The organism is Mycobacterium sp., from assembly GCF_049683355.1.
Classification (GTDB): Bacteria; Actinomycetota; Actinomycetes; order Mycobacteriales; family Mycobacteriaceae; genus Mycobacterium.
In genome coordinates this window covers 1-22,382 of the sequence record NZ_JBAUJB010000051.1, presented here as the reverse complement: position 1 = coordinate 22,382, position 22,382 = coordinate 1, and the positions used below count along the sequence as shown (strand labels likewise).

Annotated in this window: 25 protein-coding genes and 2 pseudogenes; 17 read left to right on the top strand and 10 right to left on the bottom strand. The window is 68.4% G+C overall.

What is annotated here, in order from left to right; translation table 11 throughout:
• Positions 1 to 10 precede the first annotated feature (10 nt).
• The 4 genes from WA944_RS03025 to WA944_RS03010 are packed head-to-tail and all read left to right on the top strand — an operon-like array spanning position 11 to position 2,020.
• Positions 11 to 589, top strand: coding sequence for a nitroreductase family protein (locus WA944_RS03025; RefSeq protein WP_526374928.1), 579 nt, complete (start codon positions 11 to 13; stop codon positions 587 to 589).
• 17 nt (positions 590 to 606) lie between these two features.
• Positions 607 to 942: an ArsR/SmtB family transcription factor gene (locus WA944_RS03020; protein ID WP_526374926.1), complete on the top strand. Its 336-nt coding sequence runs from the start codon at positions 607 to 609 to the stop codon at positions 940 to 942.
• Entirely contained in the window at positions 939 to 1,406 is a 468-nt protein-coding gene (locus WA944_RS03015) for an SRPBCC family protein (RefSeq protein WP_526374924.1), read from the top strand. The genes WA944_RS03020 and WA944_RS03015 overlap by 4 nt, the downstream gene beginning before the upstream one ends.
• Positions 1,403 to 2,020, top strand: coding sequence for a maleylpyruvate isomerase family mycothiol-dependent enzyme (locus tag WA944_RS03010; protein WP_526374922.1), 618 nt, complete (start codon positions 1,403 to 1,405; stop codon positions 2,018 to 2,020). Before WA944_RS03015 ends, WA944_RS03010 begins: the two co-directional genes overlap by 4 nt.
• A gap of 91 nt (positions 2,021 to 2,111) precedes the next feature.
• On the opposite strand, the pseudogene WA944_RS03005 reads toward WA944_RS03010, so the two are convergent.
• Positions 2,112 to 2,354, bottom strand: a pseudogene (locus WA944_RS03005) (linear amide C-N hydrolase); the annotation flags it as partial.
• A gap of 312 nt (positions 2,355 to 2,666) precedes the next feature.
• Between WA944_RS03005 and glnT the strand changes: the two are divergent.
• From glnT to leuA, 7 genes are all read left to right on the top strand, one after another.
• Positions 2,667 to 3,992, top strand: coding sequence for a type III glutamate--ammonia ligase (glnT, locus tag WA944_RS03000; RefSeq protein ID WP_526374920.1), 1,326 nt, complete (start codon positions 2,667 to 2,669; stop codon positions 3,990 to 3,992).
• Positions 3,993 to 4,017: 25 nt separating this feature from the next.
• Positions 4,018 to 4,926, top strand: a complete 909-nt coding sequence (locus WA944_RS02995) for a class II glutamine amidotransferase domain-containing protein (RefSeq protein WP_526374918.1) — start codon at positions 4,018 to 4,020, stop codon at positions 4,924 to 4,926.
• A complete protein-coding gene (locus WA944_RS02990; protein ID WP_526374916.1) occupies positions 4,914 to 5,609 on the top strand; it encodes a protein glxC in 696 nt (231 codons plus the stop codon). The genes WA944_RS02995 and WA944_RS02990 overlap by 13 nt, the downstream gene beginning before the upstream one ends.
• Before the next feature lie 10 nt (positions 5,610 to 5,619).
• Positions 5,620 to 6,951 (top strand): FMN-binding glutamate synthase family protein, encoded by a 1,332-nt coding sequence (locus WA944_RS02985; RefSeq protein WP_526374914.1) that lies wholly within the window; start codon positions 5,620 to 5,622, stop codon positions 6,949 to 6,951.
• Positions 6,948 to 8,153 (top strand): NAD(P)/FAD-dependent oxidoreductase, encoded by a 1,206-nt coding sequence (locus WA944_RS02980; RefSeq protein WP_526607706.1) that lies wholly within the window; start codon positions 6,948 to 6,950, stop codon positions 8,151 to 8,153. Before WA944_RS02985 ends, WA944_RS02980 begins: the two co-directional genes overlap by 4 nt.
• Before the next feature lie 11 nt (positions 8,154 to 8,164).
• Positions 8,165 to 8,836 carry a helix-turn-helix domain-containing protein gene (locus tag WA944_RS02975; RefSeq protein ID WP_526374910.1) on the top strand — a complete coding sequence of 224 codons (672 nt, stop codon included), beginning with the start codon at positions 8,165 to 8,167 and terminating at the stop codon, positions 8,834 to 8,836.
• 160 nt (positions 8,837 to 8,996) lie between these two features.
• Positions 8,997 to 10,817, top strand: a complete 1,821-nt coding sequence (gene leuA, locus WA944_RS02970; RefSeq protein WP_526374908.1) for a 2-isopropylmalate synthase — start codon at positions 8,997 to 8,999, stop codon at positions 10,815 to 10,817.
• A 49-nt stretch (positions 10,818 to 10,866) separates the two neighbouring features.
• On the opposite strand, the gene WA944_RS02965 is transcribed toward leuA, so the two are convergent.
• From WA944_RS02965 to WA944_RS02950, 4 genes are all read right to left on the bottom strand, one after another.
• Positions 10,867 to 11,022 carry a hypothetical protein gene (locus WA944_RS02965; RefSeq protein ID WP_526374906.1) on the bottom strand — a complete coding sequence of 52 codons (156 nt, stop codon included), beginning with the start codon at positions 11,020 to 11,022 and terminating at the stop codon, positions 10,867 to 10,869.
• A 300-nt stretch (positions 11,023 to 11,322) separates the two neighbouring features.
• Positions 11,323 to 12,075: a hypothetical protein gene (locus tag WA944_RS02960; RefSeq protein ID WP_526374904.1), complete on the bottom strand. Its 753-nt coding sequence runs from the start codon at positions 12,073 to 12,075 to the stop codon at positions 11,323 to 11,325.
• On the bottom strand, positions 12,072 to 12,365 hold the full coding sequence (locus tag WA944_RS02955) for a hypothetical protein (RefSeq protein ID WP_526374902.1): 294 nt from the start codon (positions 12,363 to 12,365) through the stop codon (positions 12,072 to 12,074). The genes WA944_RS02960 and WA944_RS02955 overlap by 4 nt, the downstream gene beginning before the upstream one ends.
• Before the next feature lie 61 nt (positions 12,366 to 12,426).
• Positions 12,427 to 13,428, bottom strand: a complete 1,002-nt coding sequence (locus WA944_RS02950) for a DEDDh family exonuclease (protein ID WP_526374900.1) — start codon at positions 13,426 to 13,428, stop codon at positions 12,427 to 12,429.
• Positions 13,429 to 13,516: 88 nt separating this feature from the next.
• On the opposite strand from WA944_RS02950, the gene WA944_RS02945 reads away from it, so the two are divergent.
• Both WA944_RS02945 and WA944_RS02940 read left to right on the top strand, forming a co-directional pair.
• On the top strand, positions 13,517 to 14,746 hold the full coding sequence (locus tag WA944_RS02945; RefSeq protein WP_526646254.1) for a MurT ligase domain-containing protein: 1,230 nt from the start codon (positions 13,517 to 13,519) through the stop codon (positions 14,744 to 14,746).
• The gene (locus WA944_RS02940) at positions 14,743 to 15,459 is read left to right on the top strand and encodes a type 1 glutamine amidotransferase (protein ID WP_526372001.1); all 717 of its coding nucleotides are present in this window, start codon (positions 14,743 to 14,745) and stop codon (positions 15,457 to 15,459) included. The genes WA944_RS02945 and WA944_RS02940 overlap by 4 nt, the downstream gene beginning before the upstream one ends.
• On the opposite strand, the gene WA944_RS02935 is transcribed toward WA944_RS02940, so the two are convergent.
• From WA944_RS02935 to WA944_RS02925, 3 genes are all read right to left on the bottom strand, one after another.
• Complete coding sequence (locus tag WA944_RS02935) at positions 15,413 to 16,300, bottom strand: type IV toxin-antitoxin system AbiEi family antitoxin (protein WP_526371999.1); 888 nt, start codon at positions 16,298 to 16,300, stop codon at positions 15,413 to 15,415. The two genes, WA944_RS02940 and WA944_RS02935, sit on opposite strands and share 47 nt — an antisense overlap.
• Before the next feature lie 102 nt (positions 16,301 to 16,402).
• Entirely contained in the window at positions 16,403 to 17,014 is a 612-nt protein-coding gene (gene recR / locus WA944_RS02930) for a recombination mediator RecR (RefSeq protein ID WP_370333661.1), read from the bottom strand.
• Position 17,015: 1 nt separating this feature from the next.
• Positions 17,016 to 17,348, bottom strand: a complete 333-nt coding sequence (locus tag WA944_RS02925; RefSeq protein ID WP_526371997.1) for a YbaB/EbfC family nucleoid-associated protein — start codon at positions 17,346 to 17,348, stop codon at positions 17,016 to 17,018.
• Positions 17,349 to 17,476: 128 nt separating this feature from the next.
• Between WA944_RS02925 and WA944_RS02920 the strand changes: the two genes are divergently transcribed.
• The gene (locus WA944_RS02920) at positions 17,477 to 18,232 is read left to right on the top strand and encodes an Rv3717 family N-acetylmuramoyl-L-alanine amidase (RefSeq protein WP_526372005.1); all 756 of its coding nucleotides are present in this window, start codon (positions 17,477 to 17,479) and stop codon (positions 18,230 to 18,232) included.
• Here WA944_RS02920 and WA944_RS02915 read toward each other — a convergent pair.
• Positions 18,229 to 18,693: an SRPBCC family protein gene (locus WA944_RS02915; RefSeq protein ID WP_526371995.1), complete on the bottom strand. Its 465-nt coding sequence runs from the start codon at positions 18,691 to 18,693 to the stop codon at positions 18,229 to 18,231. The two genes, WA944_RS02920 and WA944_RS02915, sit on opposite strands and share 4 nt — an antisense overlap.
• An 81-nt stretch (positions 18,694 to 18,774) precedes the next feature.
• On the opposite strand from WA944_RS02915, the gene WA944_RS02910 reads away from it, so the two are divergent.
• From WA944_RS02910 to WA944_RS02900, 3 genes are read left to right on the top strand one after another with little or no spacing between them, the layout of a single operon-like run.
• Entirely contained in the window at positions 18,775 to 20,154 is a 1,380-nt protein-coding gene (locus WA944_RS02910; RefSeq protein WP_526374880.1) for an FAD-binding oxidoreductase, read from the top strand.
• Positions 20,151 to 21,473, top strand: coding sequence for an SAM-dependent methyltransferase (locus WA944_RS02905; RefSeq protein ID WP_526374882.1), 1,323 nt, complete (start codon positions 20,151 to 20,153; stop codon positions 21,471 to 21,473). The genes WA944_RS02910 and WA944_RS02905 overlap by 4 nt, the downstream gene beginning before the upstream one ends.
• Before the next feature lie 17 nt (positions 21,474 to 21,490).
• Positions 21,491 to 21,868, top strand: a complete 378-nt coding sequence (locus tag WA944_RS02900) for a phage holin family protein (protein WP_526374884.1) — start codon at positions 21,491 to 21,493, stop codon at positions 21,866 to 21,868.
• A gap of 26 nt (positions 21,869 to 21,894) precedes the next feature.
• Here WA944_RS02900 and WA944_RS02895 read toward each other — a convergent pair.
• Positions 21,895 to 22,382, bottom strand: a pseudogene (locus tag WA944_RS02895) (DNA polymerase III subunit gamma/tau); the annotation flags it as partial.

Genomic DNA, 22,382 nt, shown 5'->3' with positions numbered 1-22,382 from the left:
CGTCGCGAGCGTGCCCGACGCCCCTTCGGACCGGTCCGCCGACACCTCGGTCCCGATCCATCCACCCATCGCGGCGCGGTGGAGTCCGCGCGCGTTCGACCCCGACGACGAGCTCTCCGACGGCGATCTGAAAGCGCTGCTCGAGGCGGCCCGCTGGGCTCCTACCTGGGGCGGACGTCAGCCCGTGCGGTTCGTCGTCGGACGTCGCGGCGACGACGTGTTCGCCACCGTCGCGGGGTTCCTCAGGCGCGGGAACAGCTACGCCAAGGTCGCCGCAGCGTTGATCCTGCTGTGCGCAGACGAAGGCGAGGATTCCAAGACCGCCCGGTACTCCGCGGTCGACGCCGGGGCCGCGATGGCCAACCTGTCGATCGAGGCGGTCGCGCGGGGGCTGATCGTGCATCCGATGGCCGGCTTCTACCCGGAGCAGGCGGTCGACGCGTTCGGGCTGCCCGACGGGCTCGCGCCGCTCGTGGTGATCGCGGTCGGCAGGCTGGGTGACTACTCCGGGGTGGATCCGGAGATCGCCGAACGCGACCGGCGGCCGCGCGAACGTCTTCCGCTGAACGAGGTCGTCCTCAACTGGTAAGTGGTAACTTACCGTTAGTGGACACTTACCAACACCCGGGGGATCCGTGGCACGCGCTTGCCGACGGCACCCGGCGCGCCATCGTCGAGCGGCTCGCACAGGCCCCCTGCGCGGTCGGTGAGCTGGCCCGCGATCTGCCCGTCAGCCGGCCCGCGGTGTCCCAGCACCTCAAGGTGCTCAAGTACGCGGGCCTGGTCACCGACCGGGCGACCGGGACACGGCGCGTCTACCAACTGAACCCCGGCGGCATCGCGGCGCTGCGCGCCGACCTCGACCGCTACTGGACACAGGCGCTCGCCGGCTTCAAGCAGGTGGTCGAGGACTCAGCAGAACACCCCGAGGAGGTCCCGTGACCGAGAGCATTCGGCACCAGATCGTCGTCAACGCGCCCGTCGAGCGGGCGTTCACCGTGTTCACCGCGCGGTTCGGGGACTTCAAGCCACGCGAACACAATCTGCTCGCCGTTCCCATCGTCGAGACGGTGTTCGAGCCGGAGGTGGGCGGGCGTATCTACGACGTCGGCAGCGACGGCACCCGCTGCGAATGGTCTCGGATCCTGGTCTTCGAGCCACCATCGCGGGTGGTGTTCAGCTGGGGCATCGGCCCGACCTGGCAGGTGGAACCCGATCCGGGCAGGACCAGCGAGGTGGAGGTGCGGTTCATCGCCGAGTCGGCGACCCGCACCCGCGTCGAACTCGAGCATCGCCACCTGGAACGGCACGGGCCGGGCTGGCAGTCGGTGGCCGACGGCGTGGACGGCGACGGCGGATGGCCGCTGTACCTGCGGCGCTACCACGGACTGCTGGCGGACCGATGAGCGCCGAGCTGATGGACATGGCCCGGGCCGAGCGCCGCGAGCTCGCCGAGTTCCTGCAGACCCTGAGTCCACAACAGTGGGAAGCGGCCAGCCTGTGCGCCGGCTGGAGTGTCCGGCACGTGGTCGCGCACATGATCAGCTACGAAGAGCTCGGCGGGATGGGTCTACTGAAGCGGTTCGCGAAGGGGCGGATCCTTCACGCCAACCAGGTCGGTGTCGACGAATACGCTGCGCTGACACCACAGCAGCTCGTCACCTTCCTGGAAGACCACCTGCAACCGCGCGGTCTGACGGCCGGCTTCGGCGGGATGATCGCGCTGGTCGACGCGACCATCCACCACCAGGACATCCGCCGCCCCCTCGCCCTGCCGCGCCGGATCCCGCCCGCTCGGCTGCGTCGGGTGCTCGGGTTCATGCCGGCCAACCCGAGGCTGGGGGTGCCGTGGCGGATCAGAGGACTGCGGTTGCGCGCCGACGACATGGACTGGGCACACGGCCGTGGACCCGAGGTCGCGGGGACCGGCGAGGCACTGTTGATGGCGATGGCGGGACGGCCCGCCGTGCTGGGCGAACTGAGCGGCGCCGGGAACGCCATCCTCGCCTCGCGGCTCTGACTACGGCGCGGCCAGGAACGTGAACGGTTCGACAGTACTCGATGATGGCGCTGTCGCCGCCGGCATCCGACAGCGCCAGGTGCACGGTGGCCAGGCGCTCCTGGCCCGGCACCTCCGCGGTCACCACCCGCAGCGGGGTGGCGTCGAGTGCCGCGACGGCCTCGCCCACCGTGGCGAAGTTGTCGAGCAGGTACTGCGCCCACAGCGCCAGCGACACCGCCGGCCGGTCGCCGGTGTTGGCGGGGTACTGCGATTCCGCCAGCCACAGCAGGTTGGTGACCAGACCCGCCTCGTTGACGCCGTCGGTCGTGGAGATGTCGTAGCCGCTGGCCACCACGCTGCCGCACTTCGACGTCCACTGCGCCGAGTCCGGGCCGGCCTCGCCGGTTCGTGCCGATCTCGACACTCCAGTCCATGGAGCGGCCGGTGACGACCCGATCGCCTGTCCCGAGGTAGACCACGCGTGTACACACGCGTTGCACCGTATCCGCCCCGGTGGTTACCGCCCTGAAACGACTCGCGACCGCGCACGTAACACCGACAACTGACTGTCTGTACAGAGACCGGACAGGCGGCGGCCGCCCGCGCTGCGCACTGTTTCACTCCGTGATACTTTGATTCCCGATAAGAGACAGAGGTGATTCCCGTGAACCCCGCGACGCCCGATCTGGCCACCCTGGCCGAGAAGTCCGGAACGAAGTTCATCCTGGCGCTGTTCGTGGATCTGCGCGGGAAACCCTGCGCCAAGCTGGTCCCGGTCGAGGCGGTCGAGATGCTGGCCACCGAGGGCGTCGGCTTCGCCGGTTACGCGGTCGGCGCGATGGGCCAGGAGCCCAAGGACCCCGACCTGATGGCCATCCCCGACCCGGCGTCGTTCACCCCGATCCCGTTCATCAAGGACGGCCTGGCGATCGTGCACTGCGACCCACACGTCAACGGCCAACCGTGGCCGTACGCGCCGCGGGTCATCCTGCGCTCGCTGGTTGAACAGTGCGCCGACGCCGGGTTCGAACCGTGGGTCGGCGCGGAGGTCGAGTACTTCCTGCTGCGCCGCGGCGACGACGGCGCCGTGTCGGTCGCCGACTCGGCCGACACCGCCGCCCAACCGTGTTACGACGCCCGCGGGGTCACCCGGATGTACGACCACCTCACCGCGGTGTCGACGGCGATGAACCAGCTCGGCTGGTCCAACTACGCCAACGACCACGAGGACGGCAACGGCCAGTTCGAACAGAACTTCAAGTTCGCCGAGGCATTGATCACCGCCGACCGCGTCGTCACCCTGCGCTATCTGCTGTCGATGATCGCCGCCGAGCGCGGGATGGTCGCCACCTTCATGCCGAAGCCGTTCACCGACAAGACCGGCAGCGGGCTGCACCTGCACCTGTCGCTGACCAGCGGGGGCTCCCCGGTCTTCCCGGTCGGGCCGGGCGAGCCGGACGACCGTGGCCTCGGGCTGTCCGACACCGCCTACGGGTTCATCGGCGGCATCCTCGAACACGCCTGCGCGCTGCAGGCGGTCATCGCCCCGACGGTCAACTCCTACAAGCGGACCGGCGCCACCTCCACCGCATCCGGGGCCTCCTGGGCGCCGCGACTGCCCACCTACGGGGGCAACGACCGCACGCACTACATCCGGGTCCCCGACGGCGACCGCATCGAACTGCGCGGCGGCGACGGTGCCGCCAACCCGTACCTGGCCATCGCGGCCGCCCTCGGCGCCGGGATGGACGGCATCAAGCGCAGCACCGACCCCGGTCCGGTCGGTGGCGGTGTCAGTACCAGCGCGCTGCCGCCCACGCTGCTGCACGCCGTGGAGGACTTCGAAGGCGACGCGGTGGTGACCGGGGTGCTCGACGCCGCCGGCGAGGGTGTGTCCGGCTACTTCGCGACCGTCAAGCGCGAGGAGTTCTTCGCCTACCACAGCGCCGTCAGCCCGTGGGAGATCGACAACTACCTGACGGCATTCTGAGCCGGAAACGAAGGGAACAACACGAATGTGCGGGATCGTGGGATTGCACCTGCGCACCCCCGAGCTCTACCCCCAGCTCGGGGAGCTGCTCACCGGGATGCTGTGCGAGATGGGTGACCGCGGCAGCGACTCCGCCGGGGTCGCCGTCTACGGAGATCCCACCTGGTCGCCACCCGGCGAGGGATGCGTCTCGATGGTCGACACCGGCACCGGTGGCACCGAGGGCATCGCCAGGGTGCGGTCCTCGGTCGGCGCGGCTCTCGGCAGCGACGTCGACGGTGTCGCGGTGCAGAGCAGCTACCTGCTGTCTGCCGACACCGACTCCGAGGCGCTGCTCGCCGCGGTCCGGTCGGTCTATCCGCAGGCGCTGATCGCCGGATTCGGTTCGGACATGGCAGTTCTCAAGGGTGTGGGACATCCGCGGACGCTCACCGACGGGTGGGGACTGGAGAAGGCCCAGGGCTGGCAGGGGGTCGGCCACACCCGGATGGCCACCGAGTCGGCCGTGACCCCGTCGGGCTGCCACCCCTACGCGGTCGGACCCGGGCAATGCCTGGTGCACAACGGCTCCTTCGCCAACCACGCCACAATCCGCCGCGAACTCCGCTCGACAGGAGTGCATTTCGACAGCGCGAACGACACCGAGGTGGGCGCCCGGTTCATCGCCGAGCAGCTCGCCGCGGGCCGTGACATCGAGACGGCGCTGAAAACACTGTGCGCCACCTTCGACGGCTTCTACACGTTGCTGGTCTCCAACCGCGACTCCTTCGCCGTGGTGCGCGATGCCATCGCCTGCAAGCCGGCGGTCATCGCCGAAACCGACGACTGGGTGGCGATGGGAAGCGAATACCGCGGCCTGGCAGCACTTCCCGGCGTCGACGGCGCCCGGATCTGGGAGCCTGAACCAGAGGTCGTCTACGCATGGAGCAGGTGATCGGCATCAGGGCCCTCGACCTGGGCGTCACCGGACTGCGCGACGTCAACGCGGCACTGCACGCACCCGACCTGGCCGGGGAGTTCGTCATCGGGAACCCGGCGGGGGCGCACAACGTCGCCGTCGGCCTGGACGCGCCGATCAAGGTGACGATCGACGGACACGTCGGCTACTACGCCGCCGGGATGAACAAGCATGCCGAGGTGATCGTCAACGGCAACGCCGGCACCGGAGTCGCCGAGAACATGATGAGCGGCTCGGTGTGGGTGAAGGGCAACGCGTCGCAGTCGGCAGGCGCGACCGCGCACGGCGGTTTGCTCGTCATCGAGGGCAGTGCCGCTGCGCGGTGTGGGATCTCGATGAAAGGCGTCGACATCGTCGTCGGTGGCGATGTCGGCCACATGAGCGCATTCATGGCGCAGGCCGGACGCCTGGTGATCCGCGGCGACGCGGGCGAGGCACTGGGTGACTCGATCTACGAGGCACGGCTCTACGTCCGCGGTGACGTCGCCTCCCTCGGTGCCGACTGCGTGCCCAAGCCGATGCGCCCCGAGCACCACCGCGAACTCGAACAGCTCTTGAAGGCAGCGGGTTTCGACGACGACGACACAGCCGCCTACACCCGCTACGGGTCGGCCCGGTCGTTGTATCACTTCCAGGTCGACAACGCCGCCGCGTACTAGGACGGATCCGATGACCTACACCAGCGACGACCGCGCCCGCCTCGGCCTGCGCGAGTCCGCGACGTTCGACCGGGCCACGATCGCGGCCATCCAGCGGGCGGCCGAGACCGGTATCTACGACATCCGCGGCTGGGGCGCCAAGAGGCCCCTTCCACATTTCGACGACCTGCTGTTCCTCGGCGCCTCCATGTCCCGCTACCCGCTCGAGGGCTACCGCGAACGGTGTGCCACCGACGTTGTTCTCGGTGGCCGGTTCGCCAAACACCCTCTGCACCTGGATATTCCGGTCACCATCGCCGGGATGAGCTTCGGCGCGCTGTCCGGGCCCGCCAAGGAGGCGCTCGGCCGCGGCGCCAGCGAGGTCGGGACCTCCACCACGACGGGCGACGGCGGGATGACCCCCGAGGAACGGGGACAGAGCAAGTGCCTGGTCTACCAGTACCTGCCGTCGCGGTACGGAATGAACCCCGACGACCTGCGCAAGGCCGACGCCATCGAGATCGTCCTCGGCCAGGGCGCCAAGCCCGGCGGCGGCGGGATGTTGCTGGGCCAGAAGATCTCCGAACGGGTTGCGGGCATGCGCACCCTTCCCCAGGGCATCGACCAGCGGTCGGCGTGCCGGCACCCGGACTGGACCGGGCCCGACGACCTGACCATCAAGATCAACGAACTGCGCGAGATCACCGACTGGTGCAAGCCGGTCTACGTCAAGGTCGGCGCCACCCGCACCTACTACGACGTCAAACTCGCGGTGCACGCCGGCGCGGACGTGGTGGTGGTCGACGGGATGCAGGGCGGCACGGCGGCGACTCAGGACGTCTTCATCGAGCACGTCGGGATCCCGACGCTCGCGGCGATCCCGCAGGCCGTGCAGGCGCTGCAGGAACTCGGGGTGCACAGGAAAGCAGTGCAACTCATCGTCTCGGGTGGCATCCGCAACGGCGCCGATGTCGCCAAGGCGCTCGCCCTGGGCGCCGACGCCGTCGCCATCGGCACCGCGGCCCTGATCGCTCTCGGTGACAATCACCCCCGCTACGCCGCCGAGTACCAGAAGATCGGCAGCGCAGCGGGTTTCTACGACGACTACCAGGACGGCAACGACCCCGCGGGGATCAGCACGCAGGATCCCGAACTCGCGGCCCGGTTCGACCCGGTCGCCGGGGGCCACCGGCTGGCGAACTACCTGCGGGTGCTGACCATGGAGGCCCAGACCATCGCCAGGGCATGCGGCAAGTCGCACGTGTGCCACCTCGAGCCCGACGACCTCGTCGCGGTCAGTATCGAGGCCGCCGCGATGGCCCGGGTGCCGCTGGCCGGCACCGACTGGATACCGGGCACGTGAACAGCACAGCGGACGTGGTCATCGTCGGCGGCGGCATCGAAGGCGCCGCGGCGGCGTGGGCTCTCGGCGCCCGCGGCGTCACCGATGTTGTTGTCGCCGAGCGCAACACGGTCGGGGCCGGGATGACCGGCAAGTCCAGCGGCATCGTGCGGTGTCACTACGGCGTCAGCTCGCTGGCCGCGATGGCCGCCGACGGGCTCGAGGTGTTCGAGCGGCCCCGGGACTTCCTCGGAGAGCACGCCACCGACATCGGGTTCCGCCAGACCGGCTACGTCGTCGGGGTCGGTGAGCCCAACGTCGACTCGCTGCGCAAGAGCCTGGCGGCGCAGCGCTCCGTCGGGGTCCAGACCGAGGAGATCGACCACGCCGAGGTGGCGCGGCTGTGGCCGTTCGCGGACCTGACTACGTTCGCCGCGTTCGGCTGGGAGCCGCGCGGCGGTTACGGCGACGGGTACCAGACCGCACAGGCGTTCGCGGCGTCGGCGCGCGCCGCGGGGATCCGGATCCGCCAGGGCTGCGCGGTCACCGGCCTGCTCGTCGACGGTGACCGGGTCACCGGCGTGCAGCTGGCCGACGGTTCGTCGGTCTGCGCGAGCACCGTCGTCGTCGCCACCGGGGTCTGGACGCGGCCGCTGCTCGAGCGGTACGGCATCGACGTTCCGATCCGGGTGATCCGCGAGCAGATCGTGATGATCAACCCCGGCGTGACGACGGGTCCGGTACCGGTCTTCTCCGACCTGGTGTCACTGCAGTACGTCCGCGCCGAGGTCGGCGGCGACATCCTGTTCGGCAACAGCGACCTGCCCGGATACGACGCGATCGTGCCGGCCGATCCCGACGGCTACCTCAACCGCGCCACCGACGAGTTCGTCGACGTCACCGTCGAGAAGGTCGGCACCCGGTTTCCCGGCTTCGCCGACGCAGCCATCTCCAGCAGCTACGCCGGGTGCTACGACGTCACACCGGACTGGAACCCGATCATCTCCAAGGCGCCGCTGGACGGGCTGGTGATCGCCGCCGGGTTCAGCGGTCACGGCTTCAAGATCGCCCCAGCCGTCGGCAGGCTCGTCGCCGACATCGTGGTCGACGGTCACAGCAGCGACCCGCGCATCCCGGATTCGGACTTCCGGTTCGCGCGTTTCGCCGAGGGCGAGCCGCTCAAGACTCCCTTCCCCTACGTCGGGGCGGGACAGATGCGCTAGACAGGACACTTGTGGCCCCGCCTGACTCTCACGCCGACGATCACGTTCCGCTGCTCCGCAACAAATCCGGCACCGCCCGCGACCGGGATCCGGCCGAACCGGTCGAAGAACTCGAGATCGAGGCCGCGATCGGGCACAACGTACGCCAGCTGCGCCTGCAGCAGGGATTCACGGTCGCCGAGACCGCCGCCCGCATCGGGATCTCCAAGGCGATGATGAGCAAGATCGAGAACGCCCAGACCTCCTGCAGCCTGTCCACGCTGGCGCTGCTGGCCAAAGGCTTCGACGTGCCCGTGACCAGCCTGTTCCGCGGTGCCGACATGGAGCGGCCCGCCGCCTTCGTCAAGGCCGGCACCGGGGCCGCCATCGTGCGCAACGGCACCAAGGAGGGCCACGAGTACCAGCTGCTGGGCTCGCTGCGCGGCGAGCACAAACGCCTGGAGTGCCTGCACGTCACGCTGTCGGAGAAGAGCCGGACCTACCCGCTGTTCCAGCACCCCGGCACCGAGTTCATCTACATGCTCGAGGGCGTCATGGACTACAGCCACAGCCGCTCGGTGTACCGGCTGCACCCGGGTGACTCGTTGCAGATCGATGGTGAGGGCGCCCACGGTCCGATCGACCTGGTGTCGCTGCCGATCCGGTTCCTGTCGGTCATTGCGTTCCCCGACTCCCAGGTCTGACGGGTTTTGGCATCCACGCTCACCGGAGTAGAGTGACTCGCGTGCAGCGGGTGCTCCTTCTCGGACGCCGCGACGGGGTCTGATCCAGACTGGCTTCCCGTCGCGGGTGTTTGGCGACGCGCCGGTCTGAAATCCCTCGACACCCTCCGGAGCACAGATCATGACCACTTTCTCGTCCGCCAGCTTCAACTCCGCTGACGCCTATTCCTCGGTTCGCACCATCAGCACCCCCGCCGGTGCGCCCCACCCCGGCCAGCCCGCCTGGAACACCCAGCGCGGATCGTCGATGCCGGTCAGCCGCTACCGCAGCTTCGATGAGGAAGTGGAGGCCATCCGGCTGCCGGACCGCACCTGGCCCGACAAGGTGATCAGCACCGCGCCGATGTGGTGTGCGGTGGACCTGCGCGACGGCAACCAGGCGCTGATCGACCCGATGAGCCCGGCCCGCAAGCGGCGGATGTTCGACCTGCTGGTGCGGATGGGCTACAAGGAGATCGAGGTCGGCTTCCCGTCCGCCAGCCAGACCGACTTCGACTTCGTCCGCGAGATCATCACCGAGGGCGCGATCCCCGACGACGTCACGATCCAGGTGCTGACCCAGTGCCGCCCGGAGCTGATCGAGCGCACCTTCCAGGCGTGTGAGGGTGCACCGCGGGCCATCGTGCACTTCTACAACTCGACGTCGATCCTGCAGCGCCGCGTGGTGTTCCGCGCCGACCGCGACGCCGTCAACAAGATCGCCACCGACGGCGCCCGGCTGTGCGTCGAGGAAGCCTCGAAGTACCCGGACACCAAGTGGCGCTTCGAGTACTCCCCGGAGTCCTACACCGGTACCGAGCTGGAGTACGCCGTCGAGGTCTGCAACGCCGTCGCTGACATCGTCAAGCCGACCCCGGACGTACCGCTGATCGTCAACCTGCCCGCCACCGTGGAGATGGCCACCCCCAACGTCTACGCCGACTCGATCGAGTGGATGCACCGGCACCTGTCCCCGCGGGAATCGACCATCCTGAGCCTGCACCCGCACAACGACCGCGGAACCGCGGTCGCCGCAGCGGAATTGGGGTACGCGGCCGGCGCCGACCGGATCGAGGGCTGTCTGTTCGGCAACGGCGAGCGCACCGGCAACGTCTGCCTGGTCACCCTGGGCCTGAACCTCTTCTCCCGCGGCATCGACCCGCAGATCGACTTCTCCAACATCGACGAGATCCGTCGCACCGTCGAGTACTGCAACCAGCTGCCGGTAGCCGAGCGCCATCCCTACGGCGGTGACCTGGTCTACACCGCGTTCTCCGGAAGCCACCAGGACGCCATCAACAAGGGCCTGGACGCGATGAAGGTCTCAGCCGACGAGCAGGACTCCGATGTCGACGACATCTTGTGGCAGGTCCCCTACCTGCCCATCGACCCCAAAGACGTCGGCCGCACCTACGAAGCCGTCATCCGGGTGAACTCGCAGTCCGGCAAAGGCGGCGTCGCCTACATCATGAAGGCCGACCACGGCCTGGCCCTGCCGCGGCGGTTGCAGATCGAGTTCTCTCAGGCCATTCAGCAGATCACGGACGGCGAGGGCGGCGAGGTGTCGCCCAAGGAGATGTGGGACGCGTTCTACGACGAGTACCTGGCGCCGATCACTCCGCTGGAGCGGATGCGCCAGAAGGTCGACGCCGCGGAGGTCGACGGCGGCACCGACACCATCACCGCGATCGTCAAGATCGACGGCACCGAGCGCGAGATCGTGGGCGCCGGCAACGGTCCGCTGGCAGCGTTCTGTGATGCGTTGGGGGCGGTCGGCTACGACGTCAACGTGCTGGACTACTCCGAGCACGCGATGTCGGCGGGCGAGGAGGCGAAGGCCGCGGCCTACGTCGAGGCCTCGATCGACGGAAAAACCGTGTGGGGCGTCGGCATCGCAACCTCCATCACCACCGCGTCACTGCGGGCCGTCGTCTCGGCAGTGAACCGCGCCGCGCGTGGTTGACTGATGGTCGCGCACGCGGCCGGACGTTCCCACCGCGCACCGTGAATACTCAGCCCTCACATGCGCGCCTGGCCGCGAGGTAGTCGGCTTTGGAATACGTCTCACCCGCTGCCCGACGACGTTCGGCCTCCTCGAACACACCCTGCAGGATGTCCCAGTCGTACCCCACGTCCTGGGCCACGTAGCGGTAGAGCTCGCTTTCCATGGCGTACACACCATCGACCGGTTCTTGCAGGTGTCTCCGATAGACAGCCTCCGCGAATGCCATGGGGTTCTCTCCCGCATCGCGACGACGGGCGAGTTCTCGATCGAACCGCTGTCGTGCCTCGTCTTCGCTCGGCGCACTCACCCCCCAGTCCGCACCCGGATACTGGGCGCGCCACTCATCCCCGACCCGTTCGTATCGAGGTACGAGCCGGAATGCGAACCGTCGCTGTGCAATCGGATCTTCACTCGAACTCATCGGATCCCCCGTCGCAGGTTTCGCCGTCATGTGCCACAGTCGTCATGGGTAGCCTCCCGAATCATCCACATCGCTGGGATACATATCGGCGCCACCACCCGGATAGAACACGTGACAATCGAATTCCCAAGGTCCGCCCCGCGGTCCGGGCTCGCACAGGATGACCGGCCCAGCAGGAACACTGTCCTCGCCGAGGACTTGAATGCTTTGTGGTTCCTCGGTATCTGAGGTCGCCGGTAGCGCGGTTTCGGTGAAGGCGAACTCACTCAATGGAGCGCTGCGTGCGCCGATCTTCGCGGCAACTTCGTTGTCAAGAGTGCTGAGTGCGGCTGCGCGGACGGTGATTGCCGCCTCGTGGTGTTTGGCTAATGCCAGCAGCTGCATCTGGGTCATCCAGCCGACGCTGCGGTGCCGACTGGTCACCGACAGATCTTCTCCCACGACGAATCCCAGCTCCTCTGCGCCACTAACCGCTTCGAGAGCGTCGCGCTTGGCACGGGCCAATCGATCGGCGCCCCGACGCGCCTCCGCCGCTGCGTCCTGCAATGTGCTCACCAGAGCGCGGACTTTGACCAGATCGGCGAAGACTCGTTCCTGGGCAGCCTCAGCAGCGCCGCCTTCCCATGCGGCGCCGCCCGGCGCGAGGGTAGCTCGCTGCACGGCGGCGAACTGATCTTCCCACCGCTTGGCTGTGGTGTTCCAGTCCTCGGCTGCCGACTCCAAGTGCTGTGTAACCCAACCAATGATCTGCGACAGGGAAGGGATCCCGGATTCTGCGGCGCCCGGCATGTTCAAGCCTCGATCGCCGCGCCGAACGCTGCAATGCTCTCTCCGGAACTGTGGTCTTGCCGAATGTAGTCGCTAGCCGCAGCACCGAATTTGGCTCCAGTCGCAGACACCTGCGCTGCCAGAACACCAGATGCATCGGTCATCGCGTGGTAGGTGGACGCGACGGCCGCTGAGGTGGATTGATGGGACGGGCCCGGCAGAGGTGTGAGAACAGACGTGGAGAGCTCGCCAGCGGCTGCGGCACAGCGCGCCGCGAGTTCGTGAAGTCCTTCGGAGTTGACCCGCACTTTGTCCACGCCCGAAGTGTAGAAGCCGGTAGAACCGGCTGGAGACACAAAAATTCGCTCGACCGACTCGTCAGAACAGTGTGAGCTGGTCCTCGACCACCGTGGAGTCGACGAACTCGTCGATGGCGGCGCCGCCGACCACCGACGCCAGGGACGCCATGAAGTCGGCGCCGGAGACCACCGGCACGCCGAGCTCGTTGGCCTGGTAGCCCTTGCCCTGTTCGGTGGAGAGGTGGTCACAGACCACCAGCGACGTGTGCGGGTCCACCGCGTCGGTGTAGGCAAGCCCGGCGTGCAGGATGCGCTCGATGAGTTCCTCGTGGGTGTGGCTCACCTCGGCCGCCAGCGCCACCCGCATTCCCTGCACCAGAGGCCGCCCGGCCACGAACCGTCCGGGGTTGGCGTACGGGCACGGCATCCGAGCCGCCAGCACCTTCAGCGGGCGCAACTGGTCGTGCGTGACCCGGCCGTTCGGCCAGGTGCGGCGGGTCACCGAGCGCACCGGCAGCCATGCGTTGCGTTCCCGGGCCCGGGCCAGCACGGGCTTGAGGATCTGGGCGAGCACCATCGCGTCGTCGAGCGCGTCGTGGGGCTTCATCTGCGTGATGCCCCAGTGGCCGGCGAGCGTTTCCAGCCTCAGATTCTCGGTGCCCAGGTCGAGGCGACGGGCCAGCTCCACGGTGCACATCACGGTCTCGACCGGCAGCGCGGCTTCCACCAGCTCGGCCTCGGCGGCGAGGAACCCGTAGTCGAAGCCGACGTTGTGTGCCACCAGAGTGCGCCCCCGCAGCAGCGCGAGGAGATCGTCGACGATGTCGCCGAACGTGGGCTGGCCGTCGAGCATCTCCGCGGTCAGCCCGTGGACGTGCGTGGGACCAGGGTCGACCCCGGAGTCCAGCAGGCTGTAGAGGCTCTTCTCGACGTTGCCGTCATCGCTGAGAGCCAACGCCGCGACGCTCACGATCCGCGACTGCCCGGGATGGAACCCCGACGTCTCGACGTCGACGACGGCCCATCCGGCACCGGGCGCCTCAGCAGGCCTGCCCCAGAGATTTCCGGCGGATGCGCTCACCTCACGAGAATGGCACGCACCACCGACAAGCCCCGCCCCACACGCCGCGTGTCGGTGGCAGCGGTTCGGTCTCTTTTAGACTGCCGGGATGGTCACCGGACGTGGACGGATCGCGCTCGCCGCAGGGGCGGGCGCGCGGTGGGCGTCGCGGGTCACCGGCCGCGGAGCCGGCGCGATGATCGGTGGTCTGGTCGCGATGACGCTGGACCGCTCGATCCTCGGCCAGCTGGCCCGCAACCGTCGCACCGTCGTCGTGACGGGTACCAACGGCAAGTCGACGACCACCCGGATGACAGCGGCCGCGCTGGCCACGCTCGGCCCGGTGGCGACCAATGCCGAAGGCGCCAACATGGACGCCGGGCTGGTGGCGGCGCTGGCCGCTGCGCCAGACGCGACCCTGGCCGCCCTCGAGGTCGACGAGATGCACGTCCCGCACGTATGCGACGCCGCCGAGCCGGCAGTGGTGGTCTTGCTGAACCTGTCGCGCGACCAGCTCGATCGGGTCGGTGAGATCAACCACATCGAGCGCACCTTGCGCGGCGGGCTCGCCCGCCGCCCCTCGGCGGTGGTCGTGGCCAACTGCGACGACGTGCTGATGACGTCGGCCGCCTACGACAGCGCCAACGTGGTGTGGGTGGCCGCAGGCGGCGGCTGGGCGGGTGACTCGGTGAGTTGCCCGCGCTCGGGCGAGATCATCGTCCGGGAACAGACCCACTGGTACTCGACAGGCATGGATTTCAAGCGCCCGGGCCCGGACTGGTGGTTCGACGACACCCACATCCACGGGCCCGACGACCTGTCGCTGCCGATGGCCCTGGCACTGCCCGGGGCCGTCAACCGTGGCAACGCGACGCAGGCGGTGGCTGCGGCGGTGACCCTGGGCGCCGATCCCGTGGCCGCGGTGGCGGCGGTGTCGCTGGTCGACGAAGTGGCGGGCCGGTACCGGACCGTGCAACTCGGCGACCACACCGCGCGGGTGCTGCTGGCGAAGAACCCGGCCGGCTGGCAGGAGGCGCTGTCGATGGTGGACCGGGATGCCGCGGGGGTGGTGATCGCGGTCAACGGGCAGGTGCCCGACGGTGAGGACCTGTCCTGGCTGTGGGATGTCCGCTTCGAACACTTCGAGACGGTGCAGGTCGTGGCCGCAGGTGAGCGCGGCACAGACCTCGCGGTACGCCTCGGCTACGCCGGCGTCGAGCACACGCTGGTGCACGACACCGTGCGCGCGATCGGCTCGTGCCCGCCCGGTCACGTCGAGGTCATCGCCAACTACACCGCCTTTCTGCAACTGAACCGGGTGCTGGAGCGGGTGAGATGAGCGAGTCGACGGTGCGGATCGGGCTGGTGCTGCCCGATGTGATGGGCACTTACGGCGACGGCGGGAATTCGGTGGTGCTTCGACAGCGGTTGCGGCTGCGCGGAATCCACGCCGAGATCGTGCCCATCACGCTCGACGATCCGGTGCCCGCCGAACTGGACCTCTACACCCTCGGTGGCGCCGAGGACTACGCGCAGCGGCTGGCCACCAAGCACCTGATCCGATATCCCGGTCTGCAACAGGCGATTTCGCGGGGCGCGCCGGTGCTGGCGATCTGTGCGGCCATCCAGGTCCTGGGCCACTGGTACGAGACGTCGGCCGGGGAGCGCGTCGACGGGGTGGGCGTGCTGGACCTGACGACGTCGCCGCAGCCGGTACGCACCATCGGTGAGGTCGCGGCGAATCCGTTGATCGGCGGGTTGACCCAGCCGTTGACCGGATTCGAAAACCACCGCGGCGGAACAGTGCTGGGCACCGACGCGCGACCGTTGGCGGCGGTGACCAAGGGAGCGGGCAACCGGGCCGGGGACGGCTTCGACGGCGCGGTCCAGGGCAGCGTCATCGCCACCTACCTGCACGGCTGCTGCCTGGCCCGCAACCCGGAACTCGCCGACCATCTGCTCACCGAAGTGGTAGGTCCGCTGACGCAGCTGGAGCTGCCCGAGGTCACGCTGCTGCGCCGGGAGCGCCTCGCGGCGCCGCGGCGGGTGTGAACACGCAGCCCCGGCTGCGCAGCGCCGCCTCCACCCTGGCCAGCCACTCCTCGGGTCTGTCCTCGGCGATCACGTGGATCACGATCCAGCCCGACTCCTCGAGCATCCTCAGACGTGCGATGTCCTTGACGTACTGGCGCCTGTCCTTGCGGTGGTGATCGCCGTCGTATTCCACAGCGACGCCGTACCTTTGCCACCCCATGTCCAGAAACGCGACGGGCCGGGAACCCATGACGACGGGTATCTGGGTCTCCGGCCTCGGAAAACCGTTGTCATGCAACCGGAGTCGAGTTCTGCTCTCCCGCGGCGAAGCAGCGCCGCCGTCGACCAGCGGCAACAGTTCCTGCAGCTGCCTCACCCCGCGAGCGCGCGGGTGGCGATCGGCCAGCCGCGCCACGTCCTCGACGTCGAAGCGCTGGTTCCACATCAGCGCGTCCAGGCGTGCGAGTGCTGCACCGCGGTCCAGATGGCGGCCGAGATCGAACGCCGTGCGCAGTCGAGAGGTGACCGGCAACCCACCGATCTGCGTGACCTCGTCGTCGGCGACCTGCTCCGTCCTGATGATGAGGCCGTCCTGCGGCCTGCCCTTCACCCCGGCTACCTCGATCGGATGAGCCGGATCCACCCAGGGCGCACCGTGCAGCGCGGAGGCCGCCACCCCGGCGATGACCCCTTTGCGCCCGGTGGCCAGCCACGCACCGATCGCCCGATCCCGCAGTGTGATCTCGGCGCCCTTGCGGATGAAGACGCCGCGGAACAGCGTCGTGAAGTCGCGCCGGAGTTCGTGCCGGGTCACCACACCGGCCCTGACCGCCTCACCGCCGAGAATGACTTCTCCCATGACGCTCATGGTGCCGACACCCACCGACATCTCCACGTTTTGCACAGGAAGTGCGTGTAGACGCGTGCAAAACGTGGATGTCTCGCGCCGCGAGCCGGCGAATCAGGCCATCGCGCGGCGGCCCACCAGCGCGCGGCCCAGCGTCAACTCGTCGGCGAACTCCAGGTCACCGCCCATCGGCAGGCCCGAGGCGATACGCGTCACGGTGAGGCCGGGGATGTCGCGCAGCATCCGCACCAGATAGGTGGCCGTGGCCTCACCTTCGGTGTTGGGATCGGTGGCGATGATCACCTCGGAGACGTCGACGCCGTCGACCCGCTCACCGATCCGGTTGAGCAGCTCGCGGATGCGCAGCTGGTCCGGACCGATGCCCGACAGCGGATCGAGGGCACCGCCGAGAACGTGGTAGCGCCCGCGGAACTCCCTGGTGCGCTCGACCGCTTGCACATCCTTGGGTTCTTCGACGACACACACCAGCGAGGCGTCGCGCCGCGAGTCGCTGCAGATGCGGCAGCGGTCCTCGTCGCTGACATTGCCGCACACCGCGCAGAACTTCACGCCGTCGCGCACCTTGCCCAGCACCGCGGTGAGCCGGTCGATGTCGGGTGGCTCCACCGACAGCAGATGGAACGCGATGCGCTGCGCACTCTTCGGCCCGATACCGGGCAGTTTGCCCAGCTCGTCGATCAGATCCTGGACCGGGCCCTCGAACAAGTCAGAGCCCCGGCAACCCGAGGCCGCCCATCCCGCCCGCCAACGGGCCCAACCGGTCGTGCGCCAGGATGGTGACCTGCTTGGCGGCGTCGGAGATGGCGCCGACGATCAGGTCCTGCAGCGTCTCGACATCGGCGGGATCCACCACCTTCGGGTCGATCGACACCCCCGTCACCTCGCCGCTGCCCCGCATGGTGACCTGAACCAGCCCGCCGCCGGCCTGGCCGTGCACCTCGGCGTTGGCGAGAGCCTCCTGGGCTTCCATCAGCTGCTGCTGGACCTGCTGCGCCTGCGCGAGCAGTGCTGACATATCGGGTTGGTCCCCAGGCTGCATGGCTGATCCTCTTGCTTATTGGTATGCGGACAGATGTCATATCGGTCTCGACTTGGTTTCGCTCGTCAAGATCCGTTGCTTTGGTCTTTAAGCGTAGTCCGCAAGCGGGCTACCGTGTCGCCGTGCACCTGCCAGCCCGCCACCGTGTCGGCGTGCGAACAGCCTCGGCGATCGTCGCCGTCACGCTCGTCGCCGCATCGATGTTCGCCGGTCCCGCCCAAGCCGCTCCTGCCACCATCGCCGGCAAGATCGTCTTCCTGGACCCCGGCCACAACGGCGCCAACGACGCCTCGATCAGCAGACAGGTCCCCACCGGGCGGGGCGGCACCAAGGACTGCCAGGCCAGCGGCACTTCCACCAACGACGGATACCCCGAGCACACCTTCAACTGGGACACCACGTTGCGGGTCCGCCAGGCGCTGACCGCGCTCGGAGTGCGCACCGCGATGTCGCGGGGCGACGACATCGGCCCCGGCCCGTGCGTCGACGAGCGCGCGGCGCTGGCCAACTCGGTCCGACCGAACGCCGTGGTGTCGATCCACGGAGACGGCGGTCCGCCCACCGGGCGCGGCTTCCACATCCTGTACTCCGCGCCGCCGCTCAACGCGGCGCAGGCCGGCCCGTCGGTGCAGTTCGCCCGGGTGATGCGTGATCAGCTGGCCGGTTCCGGCATTCCGCCCGCGACCTACATTGGGGCGTCCGGGCTCAATCCGCGCTCCGACATCGCCGGGCTCAACCTCGCGCAGTACCCGTCGATCCTGGTCGAGCTCGGGAACATGAAGAACCCGGTCGACTCGGCGTTGATGACCACCGAGCAGGGGCGGCAGAAGTACGCCGACGCCGTCGTCCGCGGCATCGTCGCGTTCCTGGGCTCGCAGCGTTAAGCCTCGGCACCCTCGATGCCCACGGTGCCCTCCACCTCGCGCTTGAGGTTGCCGAGCAACTGCGCCTGGATCTTGCGCAGCCCGATCGGGGCGAACGTCTTCTCGAAGAAGCCCCCGATCCCCCCGGCGCCCTGCCAGGACGTCTTGACGGTGACCGACGACCCCGGCCCCGCCGGGGCGACGGTCCAGTTGGTCACCATCGACGAGTTCGCGTCCTTCTCGATGACGGTGTGGCCGGCGACATCGACGGTGGCTTTCACGTCACGCGAGCGCGACTTCGTGGCCTGCAGTTTCCAGGCGGCGACGGTGCCGGCGCCCTGGCCGCCCTCGAGCACCTTGTAGCCGCTGTAGTGCTCGGAGAGGATCCTCGGGCGCATGGCCTGGTAATCCGCAACGGCGCCCAACACGGTCGCCGGGTCGGCGTCGATCAGTGCCGTGCTGGTCGCGCTGACCTGTCCCATCAGTGCAAACTCCTCGTCAACAGGGGGTGACTAGCGGTTCGGTGGGTCGCATCGGCTGCCACCGGGGACTAGCGTATATGTGTGTCTGTTGCCTCGACCGACGCACGGGCCACTCACAGTGACGGCGTGCAGCGGCTCCTATCCAGTTACCGGGCTATCCCCGCCGACGCCACGGTCCGGCTGGCCAAGCCGACCTCCAATCTGTTCCGCGCCCGGGCGAAGAACACCGCCCCCGGGCTGGACACCTCCGGATTGACGCAGGTCATCGCCGTCGACCCGGACGCACGCACCGCCGATGTGGCCGGTATGTGCACCTACGAAGACCTGGTGGCGGCCACCCTGCCGTACGGCTTGTCCCCGCTGGTGGTGCCTCAGCTCAAGACCATCACGCTCGGCGGTGCGGTCACCGGGCTGGGCATCGAGTCCACGTCGTTCCGCAACGGACTGCCCCACGAGTCGGTGTTGGACATGGACATCCTCACCGGCACCGGCGAGATCGTGCGGGCGTCGCCCGACGAGCACCCCGAACTGTTCCGGTCGTTCCCGAATTCCTATGGCACTCTTGGCTACTCGGTTCGACTGAAGATCGAGCTGGAGCCGGTGAAGCCCTTCGTCGCGCTGCGCCATCTCAGGTTCGGTTCACTGACCGAGCTGGTCGAGGTGATGGACGGGATCATCGACACCGGCGGCTTCAACGGCGACCGGGTGGACTACCTCGACGGTGTAGTGTTCAGCGCCGACGAGAGCTATCTGTGCCTGGGTGTCCAATCGGCGACCCCGGGACCGGTCAGCGACTACACCGGAAACGACATCTACTACCAGTCGATCCAACACGAGGGTGGTGAGAAGCACGACCGGCTCACCATCCACGACTACCTGTGGCGATGGGACACCGACTGGTTCTGGTGTTCGCGAGCGTTCGGCGCGCAGAACCCGCGGATCCGCCGATGGTGGCCGCGCAGACTCCGGCGCAGCAGCTTCTACTGGAAGCTCATCGGTTACGACCAGCGATTCGACATCGCCGACCGGATCGAGAAGCGCAACGGCCGTCCGCCACGCGAACGGGTCGTCCAGGACGTCGAAGTGCCGATCGGGAAGACCGCCGAGTTCCTGGCCTGGTTCCTGGACAACGTCCCCATCGAGCCGATCTGGTTGTGCCCGTTGCGGCTCCGCGATGAGGGCAACTGGCCGCTGTACCCGCTGCACCCCCATCAGACCTACGTCAACATCGGCTTCTGGTCTTCGGTGCCCGTAGGCCTCGAATACGGGTACACCAACAAGATGATCGAGCGCAGGGTGAGCGAACTGCACGGGCACAAGTCGCTGTACTCCGACGCGTACTACTCGCCCGAGGAGTTCGACGAACTCTACGGCGGCGAGCTCTACAAGACGGTGAAGAAGGCCTACGACCCTGACTCACGTTTCCTCGACCTGTATGCGAAGGCGGTGCAAAGACAATGACCACATGTCGGGAACGCGCCACAGACGCGGCTGACAACTCCGAGGGCAGGCTCACGCTGGCAGAGATCCTGGAGATCTTCTCCGCCGGCCGGGTGCCGCTGAAGTTCACGGCGTACGACGGCAGCAGCGCCGGACCCGAGGACGCGGTCCTCGGGCTCGACCTGCGGACCCCACGCGGCACCACCTACCTGGCCACCGCTCCCGGAGACCTGGGACTGGCCCGGGCGTACGTCTCGGGCGACCTGGAGCCTCACGGGGTACATCCGGGCGACCCCTATGACCTGCTCAGCGCGCTGGCCGAGAAGATGCAGTTCAAGCGTCCGTCGGCCAGGGTGTTGGCCAACGTCATCCGGTCCATCGGGATCGAGCACCTGCGGCCGATCGCCCCGCCACCCCAGGAGGCGCTGCCTCGCTGGCGGCGGTTCGCGGAGGGGTTGCGGCACAGCAAGACCCGCGACGCGGACGCGATCCATCACCACTACGACGTGTCGAACAAGTTCTACGAACTGGTGCTGGGCCCGTCGATGACCTACACCTGCGCGTGCTACCCGCATCCCGACGCCTCGCTGGAGGAGGCGCAGGAGAACAAGTACCGGCTCGTGTTCGAGAAGCTGCACCTGCAGCCCGGTGACCGACTGCTCGACGTGGGCTGCGGCTGGGGCGGCATGGTGCGCTATGCGGCGCGCCAGGGGGTCAACGTGATCGGCGTGACGCTGTCGCGGGAACAGGCCACCTGGGCACAGAAGGCGATTGCCGAGGACGGTCTGGGCGACCTTGCGGAGGTCCGCCACAGCGACTACCGCGACGTGCGGGAGTCCCAGTTCGACGCGGTGTCCTCGATCGGGCTCACCGAGCACATCGGCGTGGCCAACTACCCCGCGTATTTCCGCTTCCTGAAGTCGAAGCTGCGCACCGGCGGGTTACTTCTCAACCACTGCATCACCCGCCACGACAACCGGCACACCACGACCGCCGGAGGATTCATCGACCGCTACGTCTTCCCCGACGGCGAGCTGACCGGTTCCGGGCGGATCATCACCGAGATCCAGAACGTCGACCTGGAGGTGTTGCACGAGGAGAACCTGCGGCACCACTACGCGATGACACTGCGCGACTGGTGTCGAAACCTCGTCGAACACTGGGACGAGGTGGTTGCGGAGGTGGGTCTGCCCACTGCCAAGGTGTGGGGTCTGTACATGGCCGGGTCCCGGGTCGGCTTCGAACAGAACGCGATTCAGCTGCACCAGGTGCTGGCGGCCAAACTCGACCGGCGAGGCGGTGATGGCGGGCTGCCATTGCGGCCCTGGTGGAACGTATAGCGACTAGGCTCACTCCGGTGAAGCGCCTGCTGTTGCGCATAGCCGTGTTCCTGGGATCCTCCGCGCTGGGATTGCTCGCGGCCGACTTCCTGGTGCCCGGGGTTTCGGTGCCGCTGTGGGGTTTTGTCACCGCGGTAGTGATCTTCACTGTGGCCCAGGCGATCCTGGCGCCGTTCTTCCTCAAGATGGCCACCCGCTACGCTTCGGCCTTCCTGGGCGGCATCGGCCTGGTGTCGACGTTCGTGGCGTTGCTCCTGGCGTCACTGCTGTCCAACGGGCTGAGCATTCGCGGCGTCGGATCGTGGATCGCGGCGACGGTGGTGGTGTGGCTGGTCACCGCAGTCGCGACCGTGGTGCTGCCGATGCTGGTGCTGCGGGACACGAAGGCCGGCTGACAGGCGCGGCGCAACCCAGGCCCACCTCACCCTTCGATGCGGCGCGCCCCCAGTTCGCTCTGCAGCAGCTCCAGGGCTGCTTCCTCGGGGTCGCGGCGCGGCGCGGCGGGGTCGGCGTTGCCTGCCTCGGCGAGCATGCTCTCCTCGTCGTCACGGGGGGACTCACGATCGATCGGGGTGGCCGTCAAATCCCCGGAATTCCCAGAGTTCCCAGCATTCCCAGAAGCGGCCGGCGCCGCCGCGGGCGGCGGGGACGAAGCTCCGACCTCGCACCGGATCTTCCAGTTCACGCCGAGCGCATCCTGCAGCGCTTCCCGGATGACGTCGGCGTTGCGTTGCTCGGTGAGGCGCTTGGCCAGCGGCGCCGATTCGTGGCTGAGCACCAGGGTGTCGCCGTCGACGGCCCGCACGATCGCACCGGCCAGCATGACCTCGGTGGTTCGGCTGCGCTCCCGGACCTTCTCCCGCACCGTCGTCCACATCGTGCGCACCGCGGCGGCGGTGGGTTCACCGG